The 22,083-nt window shown below is 39.4% G+C and carries 17 protein-coding genes; 13 read left to right on the forward strand and 4 right to left on the reverse strand.

Annotated elements, in window-relative coordinates:
- Positions 1-13 precede the first annotated feature (13 nt).
- From ftsI to lpxC, 13 genes are all read left to right on the forward strand, one after another.
- Positions 14-1,789 carry a peptidoglycan glycosyltransferase FtsI gene (ftsI, locus tag ACXPAV_RS01790; RefSeq protein WP_039153977.1) on the forward strand — a complete coding sequence of 592 codons (1,776 nt, stop codon included), beginning with the start codon at positions 14-16 and terminating at the stop codon, positions 1,787-1,789.
- Positions 1,790-1,800: 11 nt separating this feature from the next.
- On the forward strand, positions 1,801-3,267 hold the full coding sequence (murE, locus tag ACXPAV_RS01795; protein WP_458003825.1) for a UDP-N-acetylmuramoyl-L-alanyl-D-glutamate--2,6-diaminopimelate ligase: 1,467 nt from the start codon (positions 1,801-1,803) through the stop codon (positions 3,265-3,267).
- A gap of 12 nt (positions 3,268-3,279) precedes the next feature.
- Positions 3,280-4,674, forward strand: coding sequence for a UDP-N-acetylmuramoyl-tripeptide--D-alanyl-D-alanine ligase (gene murF, locus ACXPAV_RS01800; protein ID WP_458003826.1), 1,395 nt, complete (start codon positions 3,280-3,282; stop codon positions 4,672-4,674).
- Positions 4,668-5,750, forward strand: a complete 1,083-nt coding sequence (gene mraY, locus ACXPAV_RS01805; RefSeq protein WP_039133844.1) for a phospho-N-acetylmuramoyl-pentapeptide-transferase — start codon at positions 4,668-4,670, stop codon at positions 5,748-5,750. Before murF ends, mraY begins: the two co-directional genes overlap by 7 nt.
- Before the next feature lie 19 nt (positions 5,751-5,769).
- Positions 5,770-7,092 carry a UDP-N-acetylmuramoyl-L-alanine--D-glutamate ligase gene (murD, locus tag ACXPAV_RS01810; protein WP_458003827.1) on the forward strand — a complete coding sequence of 441 codons (1,323 nt, stop codon included), beginning with the start codon at positions 5,770-5,772 and terminating at the stop codon, positions 7,090-7,092.
- A 13-nt stretch (positions 7,093-7,105) separates the two neighbouring features.
- Positions 7,106-8,281, forward strand: a complete 1,176-nt coding sequence (gene ftsW, locus ACXPAV_RS01815; RefSeq protein ID WP_458003828.1) for a putative lipid II flippase FtsW — start codon at positions 7,106-7,108, stop codon at positions 8,279-8,281.
- Between the two features lie 9 nt (positions 8,282-8,290).
- A complete protein-coding gene (gene murG, locus ACXPAV_RS01820; protein ID WP_458003829.1) occupies positions 8,291-9,340 on the forward strand; it encodes an undecaprenyldiphospho-muramoylpentapeptide beta-N-acetylglucosaminyltransferase in 1,050 nt (349 codons plus the stop codon).
- Positions 9,341-9,349: 9 nt separating this feature from the next.
- Positions 9,350-10,792 (forward strand): UDP-N-acetylmuramate--L-alanine ligase, encoded by a 1,443-nt coding sequence (gene murC, locus ACXPAV_RS01825; RefSeq protein ID WP_458003830.1) that lies wholly within the window; start codon positions 9,350-9,352, stop codon positions 10,790-10,792.
- Positions 10,792-11,727: a D-alanine--D-alanine ligase gene (locus ACXPAV_RS01830; RefSeq protein ID WP_458003831.1), complete on the forward strand. Its 936-nt coding sequence runs from the start codon at positions 10,792-10,794 to the stop codon at positions 11,725-11,727. Before murC ends, ACXPAV_RS01830 begins: the two co-directional genes overlap by 1 nt.
- Entirely contained in the window at positions 11,724-12,554 is an 831-nt protein-coding gene (locus tag ACXPAV_RS01835; protein ID WP_458003832.1) for a cell division protein FtsQ/DivIB, read from the forward strand. Before ACXPAV_RS01830 ends, ACXPAV_RS01835 begins: the two co-directional genes overlap by 4 nt.
- A 2-nt stretch (positions 12,555-12,556) precedes the next feature.
- On the forward strand, positions 12,557-13,858 hold the full coding sequence (ftsA, locus tag ACXPAV_RS01840) for a cell division protein FtsA (protein WP_013745290.1): 1,302 nt from the start codon (positions 12,557-12,559) through the stop codon (positions 13,856-13,858).
- A 255-nt stretch (positions 13,859-14,113) separates the two neighbouring features.
- The gene (ftsZ, locus tag ACXPAV_RS01845) at positions 14,114-15,328 is read left to right on the forward strand and encodes a cell division protein FtsZ (protein WP_458003833.1); all 1,215 of its coding nucleotides are present in this window, start codon (positions 14,114-14,116) and stop codon (positions 15,326-15,328) included.
- A 55-nt stretch (positions 15,329-15,383) separates the two neighbouring features.
- Positions 15,384-16,301 (forward strand): UDP-3-O-acyl-N-acetylglucosamine deacetylase, encoded by a 918-nt coding sequence (gene lpxC / locus ACXPAV_RS01850; protein ID WP_458003834.1) that lies wholly within the window; start codon positions 15,384-15,386, stop codon positions 16,299-16,301.
- Positions 16,302-16,492: 191 nt separating this feature from the next.
- Here the strand turns inward: lpxC and ACXPAV_RS01855 are convergent, their stop codons facing one another.
- From ACXPAV_RS01855 to ACXPAV_RS01870, 4 genes are all read right to left on the reverse strand, one after another.
- Complete coding sequence (locus ACXPAV_RS01855; RefSeq protein WP_458004379.1) at positions 16,493-17,515, reverse strand: ABC transporter ATP-binding protein; 1,023 nt, start codon at positions 17,513-17,515, stop codon at positions 16,493-16,495.
- 2 nt (positions 17,516-17,517) lie between these two features.
- Positions 17,518-19,164, reverse strand: coding sequence for an ABC transporter permease (locus ACXPAV_RS01860; RefSeq protein ID WP_039173625.1), 1,647 nt, complete (start codon positions 19,162-19,164; stop codon positions 17,518-17,520).
- 73 nt (positions 19,165-19,237) lie between these two features.
- The gene (locus ACXPAV_RS01865) at positions 19,238-20,248 is read right to left on the reverse strand and encodes a Fe(3+) ABC transporter substrate-binding protein (protein WP_013745285.1); all 1,011 of its coding nucleotides are present in this window, start codon (positions 20,246-20,248) and stop codon (positions 19,238-19,240) included.
- 491 nt (positions 20,249-20,739) lie between these two features.
- Positions 20,740-22,080, reverse strand: coding sequence for a replication-associated recombination protein A (locus ACXPAV_RS01870; protein WP_458003835.1), 1,341 nt, complete (start codon positions 22,078-22,080; stop codon positions 20,740-20,742).
- Positions 22,081-22,083 lie beyond the last annotated feature (3 nt).

The following is a 22,083-nucleotide window of genomic DNA, read 5'->3' on the forward strand; positions in this document are numbered from 1 at the left end:
ACAGTAAATAATAATGGCAAAGGTGAAAAAAAAATCTTCTAGTTATAGTCAGAACTCAAGCAGTTTTGTGAAGGGTAGATACTGGTCTACCATCGTTATTGTCTTGGCTCTATTAGCAGCATTGGTGGCAAGAGCAGCTTATGTGCAGTTGGTGCAATCAGATGTATTAATTTCTGAAGCAAATAAACGTTCACTCCGTACGGAACAAATCCCTTATATTCGCGGTGATATTTTAGATCGTAATGGTGAGTTGCTTTCTGTTAGTGTTGAAAACTATTCTGTAATTGCTGATCCGAAAGAAATTTTCAGTAAAAATTCATTAATGGAAAAAGATCGTTGGCAGCGTTTAGCTGAAGCGTTAAATACTTCATTGAATGGACTTATTTCTCGTTTAAATAAAAACCCTAAATCCCGATTTGTCTATTTAGATCGTCAAATTTCACCGACTATTGCCAATTACATTCGTGAATTGAAAATTACCGGCGTTTCTTTGCAGAAAGAGTATCGCCGTTTTTATCCGACCGTTGAGGAGTCTGCTCAATTATTGGGTTATACCGATATTGACGGTCAGGGAATCGAGGGCATTGAGAAGAGTTTTAATGCATTATTGACCGGAAAATCAGGTTCTAAAACCTATCGCAAAGATAAATCCGGTAATGTGATTGAAAATATTTCCACTACACAAAAATATGATGCGCACGATGTCACTTTAAGCATCGATAAACATTTGCAATCAATGGTGTTCCGTGAAATCAAAAAAGCGGTTGCAGAAAATAAAGCGGAGTCAGGCACAGCGGTGTTGGTCAGTATCAGTACCGGTGAAATTTTGGCGATGGCGACTGCACCTTCGTATAACCCAAACAATATTTTAGGATCACAAGCGGAAATGCGTCGTAATCGAGCAATTACCGATACATTTGAACCGGGGTCTACTGTAAAACCGTTTGTGGTTTTAACTGCATTGACGCAAAAAATTGTGTCGCCGGATACCATTGTCAACACTAAACCGTTTGTAGTGAACGGGCATACCATTCGAGATGTTGCGCCAAGAAATGAACTTTCGATTACCGGTATTTTGCAAAAATCAAGTAACGTCGGGGTGAGCCGTTTATCGTTACAGATGCCGATTTCAGTCTTGATGAATACCTATCATAAAGCCGGTTTCGGTATGCCGACCAATTTAGGCTTAGTGGGTGAGCAATCCGGAACATTGCCATACAATCGCAAGCGTTGGGCAGATATTGAACGTGCAACTGTGGCATATGGTTATGGTTTAACCGTTACCCCGCTACAACTGGCACGCGCTTATGTCACTTTAGGGAGTTTCGGTTTATATCGTCCGTTATCCATTACAAAAGTGGATCCTCCAGTTATTGGTGAACGTATTTATTCAGAAAAAGTGACACGTGAAGTGGTGCATATGATGGAAAGTGTTGCTTTACCTGGAGGAGGGGGTATTGCTGCAGCAGTGCCGGGGTATCGTGTTGCGATTAAAACTGGTACGGCGAAAAAATTGGAAAATGGTCGCTATGTTGATAAATATATTGCTTATACTGCTGGGGTAGCGCCGGCTAGTGATCCGCAATTTGCATTGGTCATTTTGATCAATAATCCGACCGCTGGTAAATATTATGGTGGTTCAATTTCTGCACCGGTCTTCTCAAAAATTATGGGGCATACCTTAAGAGTGAAGAATATTAAGCCGGACGGTATTGAAGGTGAAACCAAGAGTGCGAAACGTATTGTGCATATCGATTCACTTAAGACAGAAAATCAACGCCATAATTAAGGATAAAGACAATGCAGCGATTAAATCAATATTTTGCGATTTCATTACCGGAACAGCCGTTGAACCACTTGCAGTTGGATAGCAGAGCAGTTCAGTCAGGCGATGTTTTTATCGGGCTAATCGGGCATCAGCTTGACGGCAGAAAATTTGCAGCACAGGCAGTTGCCGCCGGTGCAGCTGTTGTTATTTTAGAAAGCGAAGATCCGCAAGATCAGGCACGAACTGAATGGCACGACAATATCCCTTTCATTTATGTTTATCGGCTTGCTCATCAATTATCTTCCTTAGCCGGTGCTTTTTATCATCATCCTTCACAAAAAGTCACGTTAGTGGGCGTTACCGGCACCAATGGTAAAACCACAGTTGCCAATTTATTAACGCAATGGACACATTTGTTAGGCAAAAAAAGTGCGGTAATGGGGACGATCGGTAACGGTTTTTATCAGCAGGTTAAAGCGGCGACCAACACCACCGGCTCAGCAGTGGAAATTCAGCGTAATTTGGCAGAGTTTGTGGCGCATCAAGCTGATTTTGTAGCAATGGAAGTTTCTTCTCACGGTTTAGTGCAACATAGAGTAGACGCGTTGCAGTTTGCGGCAGCGGTATTTACTAATTTAAGTCGGGATCATCTGGATTATCATCACACTATGCAGGCTTATGCCGATGCCAAGAAAATGTTATTTACCGAGTTTAATGTGCCGAATCGTATTATTAATGCGGATGATGAGGTCGGTAAACAGTGGTTGCAACAAATGGATGATGCGATTGAGGTGAGTCTGCAAAGTGATTTTCAGCCACAACATAAACGTTGGTTAAAAGCGACAAATTTGGTTTATCACCAACAAGGAGTAACAATCACTGTTGATTCAAGTTGGGGCAAAGCTGTTTTCCATTCGCAGTTAATTGGAGAGTTTAACGCTTGTAACTTGTTATTGGTAACGGCAACTTTGTTGTCTTTGGGATATTCGCTTTCTGAATTGAGTTGTAGTGTTAATCAATTACAAGGTGTTTGTGGAAGAATGGAATGCTTTACTGCAGAAGGCAGACCGACTGCTATTGTAGATTATGCGCATACGCCAGATGCATTGGATAAAGCTTTGCGTGCGGCACGTTTACATTGTGATGGACAGTTGTGGTGTGTTTTCGGGTGTGGCGGTGATCGTGACAAAGGCAAAAGACCACAAATGGCGAAAATTGCCGAACAACTTGCAGATCATATTGTGATTACTGATGATAATCCACGCACGGAAGATGCGGTGGCAATTATTAATGATATTGTGCAGGGGCTAGACTTTCCAAATAACGCTACTATAATTCACCAGCGGAAACAGGCATTGATTTATGCTTTTGCCTGTGCCAACGCCAATGATGTGATTCTTGTTGCTGGAAAAGGTCACGAAGATTATCAAATTATCGGGCATACTAAGCATCATTTTTCTGATCGCGAAATCGTTTCTCAATTATTAAATTTTACATAGATATCATAACAAATGATAAAAGTAAGTTTTGCTGCTTTAAGTGAGTTGTTATCAGCAAAAGAGGTAAACTCGCCTCAGGCTGAACTTGAAGTGGATAAGGTAACAACAGATAGCCGCACAGATTGTTGCGGCAGTGTTTTCTTTGCTTTACGTGGAGAAAGTTTTGATGCACACCGTTTTTTGTCGCAAGTATCGCAACAAGGTGCAAAAATTTTGGTAGTTGAACAGGCTAATCCTGCTATTTCGGTTCCTCAGTTGGTTGTTGCTGATACTAAAAAAGCATTGGGACAGTTAGCATTATGGGTTCGTCAACAGGTTAACCCTAAAGTGGCGGCTATGACGGGATCGTCAGGTAAAACTACCGTAAAAGAGATGACGGCAGCAATTCTGCAACAAACAGCGAAAAATGCTGATGAAGTGTTGTTTACTGCTGGTAATTTTAATAATGATATCGGTGTACCGTTGACATTACTAAGATTAACTCATCAACACCGTTTTGCTGTGATTGAACTAGGTGCAAATCACGCCGGTGAGATTGCATACACCACTCAATTAGCTAGACCGGATGTAGCTTTAGTGAATAATGTTGCACCTGCTCATTTAGCCGGTTTTGGTTCGCTACAGGGTGTGGCGAAAGCGAAAGGTGAGATTTATCAAGGTTTAACTGAAAATGGAATTGCTGTTATCAATAAAGATTGTAACTATTTGCCGATGTGGCAACAAAATATTGCCAAGCATTCGATCAAATGTTTTTCTATGACGCATTCTGAAGCCGATATTTATGCGAGAGCGATTCAACACACAGATATCGGTTTTTCATTTGTACTTTGTACCCCACTGGGAGAAATTGAGATCGAATTGCCATATTTAGGATTGCATAATGTCAGTAATGCATTGGCGGCAGCTTCATTGGCAATTTCTTTAGGGGCAAGTTTGAATGATGTCAAAAAAGGTTTGGCATTAGGTAAACGTGTGAAGGGGCGTTTATTTCCAGTCGCAGTCAATTCTCAACTAACATTGCTTGATGATACATACAACGCCAACGTTGATTCATTAAAAGCAGCAATTGCTGTGTTGCAATCTGCATCTCAACAAGTGAAAGTATTAGTGGTCGGTGATATGGCAGAATTAGGCGATAGTACGGAAGATTGTCATCATCAGGTTGCGGATGCGGCATTGAAGGCGAACTTGGATCAAGTGATGAGCTTTGGTCAATATAGTCGTGTGATTAGTGAAACTTGTGGCGGCAAACATTATCAGAATAAGACAGAATTAATTGCCGATTTACAACAGTATGTAGCTCAACAAATGAAGTCCGGAAAAACAATTTTAATATTAGTTAAAGGATCACGTTCTATGAGAATGGAACAGGTGATTGATGTATTTAAAGGTTTTGAACAATGTTAGTTTGGATTAGTGAATTTTTAGTTCGATATCACACATTTTTTAATGTTTTTTCATATATTACCGTACGTGCGATTTTGGCGTTATTGACCGCTTTATTATTCTGTTTATGGATTGGCCCTAAAGTGATTCGTAAACTACAGTTATTGCAAATCGGTCAAGTGGTGCGTAATGATGGGCCGGAAAGTCATTTCAGCAAACGTGGCACACCGACAATGGGCGGTATTATGATTTTGGTTTCCATTGGTGTCAGTACATTGTTGTGGGCGAATTTGGAAAACCCTTATGTTTGGTTTGTGCTGTTTGTGCTGTTTGGCTATGGTGCGGTCGGTTTTGTTGATGATTATCGTAAAGTCGTGCGTAAAAATACGGATGGATTAATTGCACGGTGGAAATATTTTTGGCTTTCAGTGATTGCACTTGTGGCAGTAATCGGGATGTACCTGCTAGGCAAAGATAGCAACGCGACTTTGTTGGTAGTGCCATTCTTTAAAGAGATTATGCCACAACTAGGTTTGTTCTATATTGTTTTATCCTATTTTGTGATTGTCGGTACTAGTAATGCAGTGAATTTGACTGATGGATTGGATGGTTTGGCTATTATGCCTACCGTGTTGGTATCGGCTGCATTTGCCTTAATTGCGTGGGCGACAGGTAACGTGAACTTCGCTGATTATTTGCATATTCCATATATTAAATACAGTGCAGAGCTGGTGGTGGTTTGCACTGCAATGGTAGGAGCAGGATTAGGTTTTCTTTGGTTCAACACTTATCCGGCTCAGGTTTTTATGGGAGATGTTGGCTCACTTTCATTGGGGGGCGCAATCGGTACAATTGCTGTCTTGGTACGTCAAGAGTTTCTCTTAGTCATTATGGGCGGGGTATTTGTCATTGAAACTTTGTCGGTTATTTTACAGGTGGGTTCTTATAAATTAAGAAAACAGCGTATTTTCCGTATGGCTCCAATTCATCACCATTTTGAATTGAAAGGGTGGCCGGAACCCCGTGTTATCGTGCGTTTCTGGATCGTTTCTTTAATTTTAGTGTTACTTGGCTTAGTAACATTGAAGCTACGTTAACTGTAGTTGGAGGCGAAAAATGGCAAATCAATATAATTATACAGGCAAAACAGTAACAGTAGTGGGATTGGGAAAAACCGGATTATCCTGTGTTTCTTATTTCGCAGATAAAAAAGTCAATTTACAAGTAATTGATACTAGAGATAAACCGGCAGGTTTAGAGCAATTGCCGAAAGGTATTGCTGTACATACCGGAGGTTTAAATCAGGATTGGTTATTACACAGTGATTTGATCGTGTTAAGTCCGGGAATTTCACTAAAAACACCGGAAATTCGTAAAGCGATTGAAAATGGTGTTGAAATTGTTGGAGATATTGAACTGTTCTGTCGTGAAGTGGATGTGCCAATTGTGGCTATTACTGGTTCTAATGGTAAAAGTACTGTTACTACATTGGTTTATGAAATGGCGAAAGCCGCAGATTTAGAAGTTGGTATTGGTGGCAACATTGGCGTTCCAGCATTATCATTATTAGGCAAAGGTTATCAATTATATGTGCTTGAATTATCAAGTTTTCAATTGGAAACCACTTACAGTTTAAATGCGGCAGCGGCAACCATTTTAAATATTTCCGAAGATCATATGAATCGTTATGATGATATGGAAGAGTATCGTCAGGCGAAATTACGCATTTATCGTCACGCAGAGACGATTGTAGTAAATAATGAAGATCGGGCAACTTATCCTGATTATCGTGAACCGCAACATCGCTTGTTAAGTTTTGCTGAAAAACACGCCGACTATTATTTACAGGAAATGTGGGGACATACCTATTTAGCAACTGACAGCCGTTTGTTGTTGGATGTTGAGAAAATGAAACTGATTGGTCGTCATAATTATATGAATACGTTGGCGGCGATTGCATTAGCTCAAGCGGTCAAAATTCCGCAACAGGGTATTATTGATGCGTTGCAATCTTTTGCAGGTTTAGATCATCGTTTTCAAACAGTGCATTATGAAAACGGTGTGCGTTGGGTGAATGACTCTAAAGCTACCAATGTGGGCAGCACTGAAGCAGCATTGAATGGCTTACAGGTTGCTGGCAATTTATATCTATTATTAGGCGGTGATGGTAAAAAAGCAGATTTCAGTGATCTTAAGCCATTAATTAATAAACCGAATATTTTCTGTTACTGTTTTGGTCAAGATAAATTGTCGTTAGCAGAATTGTCATCACAAAGTGTTGTCGTTGATACAATGGAACAAGCAATTGATCAGATTAGACCAAAATTAAAAACTGGCGATATGGTGCTACTTTCACCTGCTTGTGCTAGTTTGGATCAATTCCCGAATTTTGAAGTGCGTGGGCAAGAATTTGCACGTCTGGCAAAAGAGTCAAATTGAGAGATAAAAGCGGATGTTGTCAAAGTTTAAAAATTGGTTTGATCGTTGGGGAAGAATTACCCCTCATTCTTCTCTTTATGACCGTGCGCTATTTTTGCTATTTATCATTTTATTGTTTATTGGATTTATAGCGGTAACCACTGCATCTTTTCCTGTGGCAGCAAAACTTTATGACGATCCACTCTATTTTACGATTCGTGATGCTGTTTATATAATTACCGGTTTAGCGTGTTTCTTTTTTGTGTTGCAGATTCCGACCGAAAAATGGGAAAAATGGAGTCATTGGCTTTATTTGTTGGCATTATTGTCGCTGATTGTGGTGCTGATTGTCGGTAGAAATATCAATGGTGCAACACGTTGGATTTCATTCGGATTTGTTAATTTCCAACCAGCGGAGTTGGCTAAGCTGGCATTAATTTGTTATTTATCCAGTTTTTTTGTGCGTAAATATGATGCGGTTTTGACAAAAAAATTAATTTTTGGACGACCTACTTTGGTTTGCGGTATTTTAATTATTTTCCTGCTTTGCCAACCGGACTTAGGAAGTAGTGTTGTACTGTTTGTTATTACTTTCGGTATGCTGTTTGTGGTTGGCGCGAAACTGTTTCAATTCTTACTATTAATTGGAATGGGAGCCGGCGCTATTATGTTCTTGATTCTGATCTCTCCTTATCGAATGAAACGTGTTACCTCCTATTTAGATCCATTTGCGGATGCATTTGGTTCGGGTTATCAATTGTCGAATTCATTAATGGCATTTGGTAATGGTGAGTTTTGGGGGCAAGGTTTGGGTAATTCGGTATTAAAATTGGAGTATTTGCCGGAAGCGCATACCGACTTTGTAATGGCGATTATTGGAGAAGAGTTCGGTTTTGTAGGTATTTTGCTAATTATTATTTTGCTGTCCGCTTTGGTATTTAGAGCATTCAAGATAGCAAAAGAATCTTTAAAACTTGAAGCTCGCTTCCGTGGATTTTTTGCCTTTGGTATCGGCTTTTGGATTTTTTTCCAAGGTTTTGTCAATTTGGGCGTAACTATCGGTTTATTGCCTACTAAAGGATTAACTTTCCCATTAATTAGTTATGGTGGTTCAAGTTTAATTATTATGTGTGTGGCAATGGGCATTTTATTGCGAATTGATCACGAAAATAGAATGGCAACAGGACACGCACATTTACGAGATGATTAAGAGATTATTATGACGAAACGATTATTGGTTATGGCAGGGGGAACTGGAGGACACGTTTTTCCTGCTATTGCAGTTGCTAATGTATTGCAACAACAGGGATGGCAAGTTGAATGGCTTGGTACAAAAGATCGTATGGAAGCCCAACTTGTGCCGAAATATGGTATTGCCATTCATTTTATTGAAATTTCTGGATTGCGCGGTAAAGGTATAAAAGCGCTATTAACAGCACCATTTAAAATTTTACGGGCAATTTTGCAAGCGAGAAAAGTTATTAAAAATTATCAGCCAGATGCGGTTTTAGGAATGGGTGGGTATGTTTCTGGACCGGGTGGAGTAGCAGCAAAATTGGCAGGTGTGCCGATTATTTTACACGAGCAGAATGCGGTTGCTGGGTTGACTAATAAATGGTTGGCAAAAATTGCAACGCGTGTTTTGCAGGCCTTCCCAACGGCTTTTCCTAATGCTGAGGTAGTCGGAAATCCAGTGCGTGCTGATCTTTTTGCGTTGCCGACACCACAACAACGTTTCTGTCAACGAGAGGGTGCATTGCGTATTTTGGTTGTTGGCGGCAGTCAAGGAGCAAGAGTGTTGAATCTGTTAATGCCGAAAGTAGCAGCACAATTAACAAAAGATGTGGTGATTCGACATCAGGCGGGAAAAGGTAACAGTGAAGTGATAAAAGCGCTGTATCCGCAAAATATTAATGTGGATGTTTCTGATTTTATTGATGATATGGCAGCAGCTTATGCATGGGCTGATGTGGTTATTTGTCGTTCCGGTGCATTAACGGTGTGTGAAATAGCTGCTGCCGGCGTTCCGGCGATTTTTGTACCGTTCCAACATAAAGATCAACAACAGTATCTTAATGCACGTTATTTAGCAGATGCCGGCGCGGCGGAAATTATCCAACAAGCCGAGTTAACCCCTGAACGTGTGGTTGAACTTTTACAGAAATGGGAACGCCCAACTTTATTAGCTATGGCAGAAAAAGCACAATCCAAAGCAGCGCCGATGGCAGCACAGCAAGTGGCGGAAGCGATTATTTCAGTGACTAATTAAGAGAGTAGTATGGAAGATAAGATTAAACAGAATTTTCAACATCAAGTTCGTATGGTTGTGCCTGAAATGCGCCGAGTGAAGCAGATCCATTTTGTCGGAATTGGTGGTGCTGGAATGAGTGGCATTGCTGAAGTCTTATTAAATGAAGGTTATCAAATCACAGGTTCAGATATTCAGGAAAATGCAGTAACTCTACAGTTGGCAGAAATGGGTGCAAAAATTTTTTTACAGCATAGTGCCGACAATATTGCAGGAGCAAGTGTAGTTGTAGTTTCTAGTGCGATTAAACCAGATAATCCAGAAGTGATTGCCGCACGTAAAGCAAGAATTCCTGTTATTCAACGTGCACAAATGTTGGCAGAAATTATGCGTTTTCGTCACGGTATTGCGGTAGCAGGTACTCACGGTAAAACTACAACAACTGCAATGATCGCTACTATTTATGCTCAGGCGAAATTAGATCCAACTTTTGTTAACGGAGGGTTGGTAAAATCTGCTGGTACAAATGCCCATTTAGGTTTAAGTCGTTATCTGATCGCAGAGGCGGATGAAAGTGATGCATCTTTCTTACATTTACAGCCGATGGTTTCAGTGGTAACTAATATTGAACCGGATCATATGGATACTTATCACGGTAATTTTGAAGAGATGAAACAAACTTATATTAATTTCTTACATAATTTGCCGTTTTATGGTTTAGCTGTGTTATGTGCCGATGATCCTGTGTTACAGACTTTATTACCTAAGATTGGTCGCCAAGTGATTACTTATGGTTTTAGTAACAAAGCGGATTATCGTATTGAAGATTATAGCCAAACCGGTTTTCAAGGGCATTACACCGTGATTTGTCCGGATGGGCAGAGAATGGAAATTCTGCTGAATGTGCCGGGCAAACATAATGCTTTAAATGCAACTGCGGCATTGGCAGTGGCAAAAGAAGAAGGTATTGATGATGAATCTATTTTAGCCGCATTAGCAGACTTCCAAGGTGCCGGTCGCCGTTTCGATCAGTTAGGCTCTTTTATTCGCCCTAACGGTAAGGTGATGTTAATTGATGATTATGGCCATCATCCGACCGAAGTCAATGTGACTATTCAGGCGGCGCGTCACGGCTGGGAAAATAAACGAATTGTGATGATTTTCCAACCGCACCGTTACAGCAGAACGCGTGATCTGTTTGATGATTTTGTGCAGGTGTTATCACAGGTTGATGTATTGATTATGTTGGATGTTTATCCGGCAGGGGAAGCGCCAATTGCCGGTGCGGACAGCCGTTCTCTTTGTCGTTCAATTCGTAACTTGGGTAAGATTGATCCGATTTTCTTGGCAGATCCGGAACAGTTGCCGGAAATTATGGATCAAGTGTTGCAAGATGGAGATTTAATTTTAGCGCAAGGAGCAGGAAGTGTGAGCAAGCTATCTCGTCGCCTTGTGGAGTTATGGAGTAAATAATGGATATTGAACAATTAAAACAACAAAAAATAGCGGTATTATTGGGTGGAGCTTCGGCAGAACGAGAAGTGTCATTAAATTCGGGGGCGGCGGTATTAAAAGCATTGCAGGACGAAGGTTTCACAGATGTGCACGCTATCGACCCAAAAGAGTTTCCGGTGGAAGATTTAAAAAAACAGGGCTTCCAACGCGTATTTAATATTCTACACGGGCGCGGCGGTGAAGATGGTTCTTTGCAAGGGTTATTGGAACAGTTAGGTATTCCTTACACCGGTTGTGGCGTGATGTCATCTGCATTAACAATGGATAAAATGCGCACCAAATTGTTATGGAAAGCGGTTGGTTTGCCGGTTGCCGAGATGGTGGTGATTACTAAAGAAACACGTTCTCAACTTGATGCGCAAGCAGTGGTAGCTAAATTAGGCTTACCATTAATGGTGAAACCATCATTGGAAGGTTCCAGTGTCGGTTTAACCAAAGTGAAAAAAGTGGAAGAGTTAGCGGCAGCGGTGGATACCGCCTTGACGCACGATGATACGGTATTGATCGAAGAGTGGCTTGCCGGACAGGAGTTTTCTGTGCCGGTATTGGGCGGTAAAGTGTTACCTTCTATTTTAATTAAACCAGCAGGTGAATTTTATGATTATGATGCTAAATATCTTCTCGATAGTACGCAATATTTTTGTCCATCAGGTTTAAGTGAAGAGCGTGAAAGCGAATTGAGAAGTCTAGTTAAACAAGCATATGATATTGTTGGTTGTCGAGGATGGAGCAGAATTGATGTAATGACTGATGCACAAGGGCGTTTTCGTTTGGTTGAAGTGAATACTAATCCGGGAATGACTAGCCACAGTTTGTTCCCAATGTCAGCTAAAGTGGTTGGTTATAGTTTTTCTCAATTAGTAGTAAAAATTTTGGAGTTAAGTGCTGAATGAGAAATCGCACAAAATATTCTCGTTCCGTTTATTACCGAGAACCTAATGAGAAAAAACGAATATCTCAAGTTGATTTAAAAACTTGGATAAAGTTTTTTTTATTTTTGTTTATTATTGGTATTGGCTATTACACTTACTCACATCGTACAGAATTATTTGAAAAATTGGATCCAATGCCAATTAGCTCATTTAATTTAGTTGGTAAAACACAATTTACTACAAATAATGATGTACGTGAAATGTTGAAAAAATATTCGGAAAGCCATCAGGGATTGAGAGGATATTTTGCTCAAGATGTTGAATCTATTGAAAAGATGTTTGAGTCGCTTTCGTGGATTAAGACGATTTCCATTCGTAAAATATGGCCGGCGCAATTAAATATTAATGTAGTGGAATATGTTCCTGTTGCTAAATGGAATCAAGTTAACTATTTAACGGCTGATGGAACAATTTTTAGCTTACCGAAAGAAAAAATTAATGATGAAAAATTGCCTAATTTATCTGGTCCAGATTTTCAAGGAATAAATGTATTAAAGACTTGGTATGAATTAGGCAAAATTTTGCAAGGTAAAAATATTAATTTAAAAATTGTCAGCATTGATGACCGTGGCTCGTGGAACGTAACTTTATCTAATGATATTATATTGAAGCTCGGGCGAGGCGAATGGAAAGATAAAATTGATCGTTTTTTGACGATTTATCCACAGATAGAAATTCCTGAAAATAAAAAAATCGCTTATATTGATTTAAGATACAATACAGGAGCAGCGGTAAGTTTTACTGATGCGCCTGAAAATATAACGGCACAAGATATATTAAGTGAATAATTATGGCTAAGATTGATGAACCCCAAATAATAGTCGGCTTGGAAATCGGAACTTCCAAAGTCATTGCGGTTGTCGGTGAGTTATTGCCGGACGGTGTAGTAAATGTTATCGGTGTAGGAAGCTGCCCTTCAAAAGGAATAGATAAGGGAAGTATTACTGACTTAGAAGCAGTAGTGAACTCTATTCAACGAGCAATTGAAGCGGCTGAATCGGTTGCGGATTTGAAATTAATCGCACGAGTGACATTAGCTATTACAGGGGAACATATTCAAAGCCTGAATGAAAGTGGTTTCGTGCCTTTGTCGGGTGAGGTTACGCAGGCAGATATTGATGAGTCAATGCATATTGCCAGCTCAGTGAAAGTCGGCGATGGTTTAACCGTACTTCACGTTATTCCGCAAGAGTTTTCTGTTGACCGTCAGATGAATATTAAAAATCCATTAGGATTGCAAGGTGTTCGACTAACCGCACAAGCCCATTTGATTGCTTGCCATCAGGATTGGTTAATTAATTTGCGTAAAGCAGTAGAGCGCAGTGGATTAATTGTTGATCAAATCGTCTTTTCCGGATTGGCTTCCAGTTATTCGGTATTGAGTGAAGAGGAAAAAGAGCTTGGCGTTTGTTTGATAGATATTGGTGCCGGCACAATGGATATTCTTGTCTTTACTGATGGTGCATTGCGTTACAGTAAAGTTATTCCTTATGCCGGTAATCGTGTAACCGATGATGTGGCACAAGGAATTTACACTTCGCGCAGCAATGCAGAAAACATTAAAGTAAATTATGGCAGTGCAGTGCTGTTATCTGCGTCAGAAAAGCGCACATCTCCGGATAAACTGATTGAAGTGCAAGGCATTGGCGGACGCCCACCAAGAGGTTTAACCAGAGAGGATTTATCTATTATTACTTCAGCACGTTATAGAGAGTTGTTGGGAATGGTAGATAAAGAGTTACGGCAGTTAAAACAGGAGCTAAAAAATAATAATGTGGCTTCAGATTTGATTGCCGGTGTTGTGTTGACCGGTGGTGGTGCATTGATTGACGGCATTTTGGATTGTGCTACCGAAGTGTTCGGGCAACAGGTTCAGGTGAAAATCGGAACACCGTTGAATATTACCGGTCTAACTGATTATGTGGATAAACCGCAATATGCTACAGTGTTGGGATTATTGCAATATACTTACTACAATGGTGAATCTCAACAGCCGCTTAAAACAAAAGGTATAGGCAAAGAGTTATCAAAAACAAATAAAGTTGCAGGTTTCTTGAAGAAATTTATTGATAAAGTGAAGTCTGAGTTTTAATACATAAATTTAGTCATTAATTTAAAAAGGAGAAGAATGAAGTGTTTATTGATGAAATTAACAAAAGAGTAGTAAAGTGAGTAATATAGGTATGCAATATTATGAAATAGTCAGAGTAAGATCGGCGTAATAGTCTGTTAGTGGTTATAAAATAACACTAAAATAAAGTTTACGTTTTGATATTATTGATTTTTGGCATACAATAAATGAAATAACAAATCGTTTTAAATGGTTATATAAAAGAGAGAAACAATTATGTTAATTGAGCCTATTATTGATGAAACCACAGCGGATGCGGTCATCAAAGTCATTGGCGTCGGTGGTGGTGGCGGTAATGCCTTAAACCATATGGTGCAGGATGAATTTAAAGGTGTTGAATTTTTTTCCGTAAATACGGATGCGCAAGCATTGCGTAAAAGTTTGGCACAGCAAACTATTCAAATCGGTGCTGAGATTACTAAAGGCCTAGGAGCAGGAGCAAAACCAGAGATAGGTCGTCAGGCAGCGGAAGAAGATCGTGAAGCGTTACGTAGTATGCTCGAAGGCGCAGATATGGTTTTCATCGCAGCTGGTATGGGTGGTGGCACTGGGACAGGTGCTGCTCCTATTATTGCGGAAGTGGCAAAAGAGTTGGGTATTTTAACTGTTGCTGTAGTAACTAAGCCGTTTAAATTTGAAGGTAGAAAACGGATGCAGTTTGCTGAGTCTGGTATTCAAGAATTAGCAAAATATGTTGATTCTTTAATTACTATTCCGAATGACAAGCTTTTGAAAGTTTTGGGTAAAAATATCAATTTCCTTGAAGCATTAGCAGCTGCAAATGATGTGTTGCGTAATGCGGTGCGTGGTATTTCTGATATTATTACTTCTCCGGGGTTTATCAATGTTGACTTCGCTGATGTCAAAACAGTAATGTCTGAAATGGGATATGCGATGATGGGAACCGGTATTGCAACTGGGGGAGTGGGTGATGGGCGTGCTGAAAAAGCGGCTCAGGATGCGATTGCTAGCCCATTATTGGAAGATATTGATATCTCCGGCGCAAAAGGGGTATTGGTAAATATTACCACTAGCGGATTTAATTTCGGATTAGGTGAATTTGAAGCAGTTGGTGAAACTATTCACGCATTTGCTGCAGAAGATGCAACGGTTGTTATCGGTACTAGTGTGAATCCGGAATTACCGGAAGATGAATTACGAGTTACTATTGTGGCAACAGGCATCGGTGGTAGAGTGAAAGATGAATCTCAAATTAAGATTGTTTCAAATAATACTCAAGCGCAAGATGCGAAAGCAAAACAGTTTGCTTATAATATACCACCTCTTGGTGAAACGACTCGCCCAGATCAGTTTGGTTCGAGAACAGACTCAACCGTAACTTCAACTAGCGGTAATGCAGTGAAAAAACCGGCATTAGATGAGGCTAAATTATTTGATTTACCAACATTCTTGCGTGATAACGCAAATTAAATAAACAATGAAAAGTTTCAATGTGCTGTAAGTTGCGTTGATAACTGGAGTAATTATGATTAAACAAAGAACGCTTAAACAGAGTGTAAAAGTAACAGGTATCGGTCTTCACAGCGGTAAAAAAGTAACGTTAACTTTGCGTCCTGCACCAGTAAATACAGGTGTTATTTACTGCCGTACTGATTTACCTGAAGTAGTTACTTTTACAGCAGATCCTAATATGATCCGCGATACAATGCTTTGTACTTGTATGATCAATGATGATGGTGTGCGTATTTCAACTGTTGAACATTTAAATTCTGCGTTAGCTGGGTTGGGTATCGATAATATTATTATCGAAGTTGATGCACCGGAAATTCCAATTATGGATGGTAGTGCAAGTCCATTTGTCTATTTGTTATTAGATGCAGGAATTGAAGAGCAGAATGCTGCGAAGAAGTTTATTCGTATTAAGAAAACTGTTCGTGTTGAAGATGGTGATAAATGGGCGGAATTTAAACCTTATGATGGTTTTAAATTGGATTTCACGATTGATTTCAAACATCCCGCTATTGGTAAAGATGTTGCTCATTATCAGCTAAATTTCTCGACAAAAGTATTTATTCAACAAATTAGTCGTGCAAGAACATTCGGTTTTATGCGTGATATTGAATACCTTCAGGCTAATGGTTTAGCTTTGGGAGGAAGTTTGGATAATGCGATTGTGTTAGATGATTACCGTATTCTTAACGAAGAAGGTTTACGCTTTAAAGATGAACTAGTTCGTCATAAATTGCTTGATGCTATCGGTGATCTTTATATGGCAGGGCACAATATCATCGGAGAGTTTACAGCATTTAAGTCAGGACACGGTTTGAATAATAAATTAATTCGTGCGGTGTTAGCTGATCAGGAAGCGTGGGAATTAGTATCTTTCGATGAAAATGAATATGCAACACAAGGTTATTTAGCAGCGAATCAAGTATTAATTTAAAATCATATTGTTTCTCTCATCATAAAAAACGCACTTTATGTGCGTTTTTTTTGAATAAAACTAAAGCTTTTACTGTATCTCATAAATGTTCTCCACAAAATGTGACTTTGAAGATGATATTAAGACATTAGAGAAAATACGCTCTTGTTATACAGTAATTTAAATGAATCACTTAAGAACTTGACGAATTATCATAAATAGTATGGGAAGATAATAGGTTCAAAAGTAGGACTAAGTGATAGTTTTACTTTTGCTCCTAAGGACAACATTTTTTGACTTGTTATATTTATCTGGAAATCTTCTGATTGGACTAAATATCTGTAATGAGATCCAAGAAATCTTTGTTGAATAACTTTTCCCTCAATACCTGAACCATCAATTTTTATTTTGATTTGTTCAGGCCTAACCAATAAATAACTTTTGCTATCTGATGATATTTTAGGGTAAGAATGATAGCCAAAGAGCGATTGATAACCACCTTCTTCTTTATATTGGCACGGTAGATAGTTAGTTTCACCAAGAAAGTTTGCTATAAAAGGGCTATTAGGTTGTTGATATAGTTGGCTTGGTGTACCTATTTGGCAGATGACGCCTTTATCCATAATGGCTAATTTATCAGCAAATAAAAACGCTTCTTCTTTACTGTGAGTAACAAAAATCGCGGGAATATGCTGTTGTTTCAAAATGATACGAATTTCCTCAATCATTTGGTGACGCACTTGGCTATCAATGTTTGAGAAAGGTTCATCAAGTAATAGTAATTTGGGGCAGCAAGCTAAGGCTCTAGCAATAGCAACACGTTGCTGTTGTCCGCCAGAAAGCTCGTGTGGATAACGTTTTTCTAACCCTTGCAGATGTACAAGTGAGGTCATTTTTTGCAGTATTTTTTGTTGCTCTGGTGATGGCTTTTGGTGCAAACCAAAGAGAATGTTTTCGCTAACGGTTAAATGTGGAAAAAGAGCATAGTCCTGAAAAATCAGTCCAATTTCACGTTGATTGGCTTCAAGATGACCAATCTCTTTCCCTTGTAAATAAATTTTTCCCGAATGAAGGGGGATTAGTCCTGCTATCCCTTTGAGCAAAGTTGTCTTCCCACAACCGCTCGCCCCAAGTAGGCAGACAATATCGTCATTTTCAATACTTAAATTTAGATTTTGTAATATGTTTTGTTGCTGATAAGAGCAAGTCAAATTAGTAATCGTTAAGGTATTCATCATCACAGGCTTCTCGTTGATTTCAGTAAGGATCGGGTCAAAATTAATACGGGGACGATGCCAACTAAGATCAGTACCAACGCGGGCAGTGCTGCACGTTCTAGTTGTTCGTCAGAAGTAAAGGTAAAAACGTACGTTGCTAGCGTATCAAAATTGAAAGGCCGTAATAAAAGTGAGGCATTAAGCTCTTTCATACTTTCAATAAATACTAATAATAAGGCAGTGAAAATGCCTTTTCTCATTAATGGGAAATGAATTTTTTGCCAAATGGCTAAGGGTTTATGCCCGAGTATTTTGCCCGCCATATCTAATGAGGGTGGGATTTGATTGAGGCTAGTTTCGAGGCTTCCTAATGCCATTGCGGAAAAGCGAATAAGGTAGGCGGCGACTAAAGCAAAAATCGATCCTGAAAAAAACAAGCCGACAGGGGAAAGCCCGAACCATTTTACGAGGCTGTTTACTTGGTGATCGGCAAAGGTGAATGGAATGAGTAAACCGATGGCTAAAACTGTTCCTGGAATGGCATAACCGAGCGCAGAAAGTTTCAGACTTTGTGTGGTGAGTTTATTTGGATAAAAGCGTGCAAGGAAGTGTTGTAGTAGAGCGATAAGCACACAAAATACCATTGCTAATCCTGAAACGAGCAGACTATTTTTGCTGTATTGCCAGAAATATTCATTCCACGTTTGATCAAAATACAGTATTGACCAATAAATTAGTTGAAATAGGGGAATAAAAAATGCAAAAGTAATTAAAACAAGACAAAAAATAAGCAATAGTTTAGCTGAAAATGTTAAGGGGCTTGTACTTGCCGTGCCTTGACCACTACGTTGATAATAACGTTGTTGGCGACGAGCGTAGCGTTCAAGGCTTATAAAAAGTAGTAATAAGCCGAGCATAAAGAGTGAAATTTGTGCCGCTGCGTGCAAATCACCAAAGCCGAGCCAAGTATCATAGATTGCGGTAGTCAGCGAGGGAATGGCGAAAAAAGCGACTGTACCAAAATCCCCTAGGGTTTCCATTGCCACTAAGGCACAGCCTACGGCGATAGCTGGGCGGATTAACGGTAGTGTAATTTTATAGAGGATACGCCATTGATTGGCTCCCAGTAATTTTGCACTTTGTTGTAAGTGTTCTCCTTGTTCCATTAATGCCATTCGGGTGAGCAAAAAAATGTAAGGGTAGAGCGACAAGGCAAGGATAAAGCACGCGCCGCCAAGGCTACGAATGTTGGGAAACCAGTAATCTTGTTTACTTTGCCAATCAAACACATTTCGTAAGGTTTGTTGCACGATACCGGGATAATCAAGAAAATCAGTGTAAAGATAAGCGGATAAATAGGCTGGAATAGCCAGCGGTAAACAGAGTAACCATTGTAAAAGGGTTCTACCTGAAAAATGGTAACGGGAAACCAAAAAAGCACAAGGTAAGGCAAAACACGCACTGAGTAAGGTTGTGCCAAGCACTAAAAACAATGAGTTAATGAGATAATCGGTGAACACCGTTTCCCATAAATGTTGCATACTTTGCAACGAACCGCTCAAGGCGGAAGCCAATAAGGCGAAGATTGGCAAAAGAAAGAAACTTGCCAAGCTACAGGCGAATAAAAGGGCAGTCAGTTTAGAATACGTTTTTTTATTATCTAACATTGTCTAGGTGATAAAAAGATAGCCTATTTAAAGGATCAGCAATAGGCTATCATAAATTTGTATTATTAGAAAATTAGAGATCAAATTTCACTTCATCAATGAGTTTGAGGGCATTTTCATAATTTTCCGCGATTTTTTCGAGCGGTAAATTATCTTGCTTAAACTCACCCCACGATTGTACGAGTTTTGATTTCTCGACAGAAGGTTTTACAGGGTATTCGTGGTTTAGCTCCGCATAAAGATGCTGTGCTTTATCGCCACTCAAAAACTCCACTAATTTTACCGCATTGTCTTTATTTGGAGCATATTTCGCGATCACCACGCCACTAATATTCATATGTGTGCCGACAGTTTGTTGGTCTGGATAGTTGATATAAGCCGCTTCCGCCCAGCTTTTTTGTTTTTCATCTTCAAGCATTTTGCCGTAATAATAGCTATTGCCTAAAGAATAATCACAAACGCCCTCTTTAATCGCTTTCACTTGATCGCGGTCGCCACCTTGTGGTTTTTGGGCGAGGTTCGCTTTTAATCCTGTTAAAAAGGCTTTGGCTTTTTCTACGCCATCGTGTGCGATCATTGAAGCCACTAACGACACGTTATAAGAATGCTTTCCTGAACGCACACACACTTTGCCTTTCAACTCAGGTTTAGCTAAATCGTAGTAAGTGAAACTTGCAGGAAGTTTGCCAACACGATCTTTTGAAGAATACACCACGCGCGCACGGCTGGTTAATGCAAACCATTTGCCTTGGCTATCGCGGAATTGTGCAGGAATGTTGCTATCTAACACCTTGGATTGAATAGGCTGAGCTAGCCCTGCATTAACAATTTCCATCACGCGGCTAATATCCACGGTTAATAATACATCAGCAGGGCTAAGTTCGCCCTCTCTTTTTACACGCTCAACAAGCCCTTTATCGGCATAAATAAAGTTTACTTTTATGCCACTTTCTTGTTCAAATTGTTTTAAAATCGGTTCAATTAGATAAGGTTGTCGGTAAGAATATACATTTACTTCATTTGCAGCGAAGGCAGAAGTAGCAAAGGTCGTGAGACAAGCAATAGCGGATAATATTTTTTTCATTTGGATACTCCATAGTTAGTTTACATTTTCCAGCCGTTTAATTTTTACAACACATAGGCTATAAATAGTATTCATAATACGATAGGCAAAAGTAGTGCATATTATTAATTAAACGACCATCTTTATTCGTAGTGCTATTCATACCGCTATCCCGCTTTAGATTTGACTAAAATATTTTTCAGCGTGATTTGAAAAGCAAGATTGATTGTACCTAAAATCACAAATAAGTAAATGAAAATTATTCTCATAAATATAAAAATTAACAAATTAATTCACTATTATTTCTATAGCAACGCTTTGATAAAATTATTGTCACTCAGACGAGTTGGCTAATTTGGTGTTAGATTTTTTGTAGTATCAGTAGCAACATTTTTAAATATGTTGTCAGAGAGGTTTGTTAAGCGTGAAATATTAGAGAAAGTAGGGCTATTTCAATATTGCTATTTTGGTGGGAATGTAGGGCTAATCTAAAATAGCCCTATTTAGTTATACTATGATTTTTTATGTTTTGCCTCTTCATCTAATTGAGCTAGCCAATCCAATTTTTGTTTAATTTTGATCTCCATTCCACGCTCATTTGGAAAATATAAACGTGTTCCTTTTAGAGGCTCTGGAAAATAATTTTCATCAGCGGCATAAGCATTTGGCTCATCATGGGCATAACGGTAATTTTTACCTATGCCCATATTTTTCATCAGAGTTGTTGGTGCATTACGCAAATGTAAAGGCACATCAAAATCAGGATATTGTGTTGCTAGTTGCTTTGCCTTTTTGAAAGCAAGATAAACTGCATTACTTTTCGGTGCTGTGGCTAAATAAACAATAGCTTGAGCGATGGCTCGTTCACCTTCCGCTGCACCGACACGTGTGAAGCAATCCCACGCATTCAATGCAACCTCCATTGCTTTTGGATCAGCATTGCCGATATCTTCTGAAGCAATCGCTAATAAGCGGCGAGCAACATAAAGTGGATCACCGCCGGCAGTGATAATTCGAGCATACCAGTAAAGTGCAGCATCAGGAGCAGAGCCACGGACAGATTTATGCAATGCTGAAATCAGGTCATAATAACGGTCGCCTTGTTTATCAAAACGTGCTTGTCTTTCTCCTAACGTATCAACTAATAATTGCTTTGTTAGCACTTTTCCTTTTTGGGGAGTTTCCTCTGCCATATCAACCATTAACTCCAAGCAGTTTAATGCCAAACGAGCATCACCATTTACATATTCTGCCAGCATTTCTAACAAACCATCTTCAAGAGTAATGACTTGATTGCCATAACCGAACTGATTATCCTGTAAAGCTCGTTGCAACACTTCAGTAATCTCATCAATATTAAGAGATTTTAAAAGATAAACTCTAGCGCGTGAAAGTAATGCACTATTTAATTCAAAAGAGGGGTTTTCTGTGGTTGCTCCAATAAAGATAATAGTGCCGTCTTCAATATAAGGTAAAAAGGCATCTTGCTGAGATTTATTAAAGCGGTGAACTTCATCAACAAATAATAATGTTTGCTGACCGATAAATTGGTTCTGTTTAGCACGCTCTATTGCTTCTCGGATTTCTTTCACGCCACTGGTAACGGCAGAAAGATATTCTACTTTTGCATTTAAGCGATGGGCAATAATTTCAGCTAGTGTCGTTTTACCGGTACCAGGCGGCCCCCAGAAAATCATAGAGTGAATATTTCCGCTTTCAATTGCTTTGCGTAATGGTTTTCCTTTACCAACTAGATGAGTTTGACCAAAATAATTATCTAATGAGGTTGGACGCATTCTTGCAGCTAAAGGGCGAAAATCATCAGCAGAAAAATTTAAATCAAGCGTTTCCATTTA

Source organism: Gallibacterium sp. ZY190522, assembly GCF_054166015.1.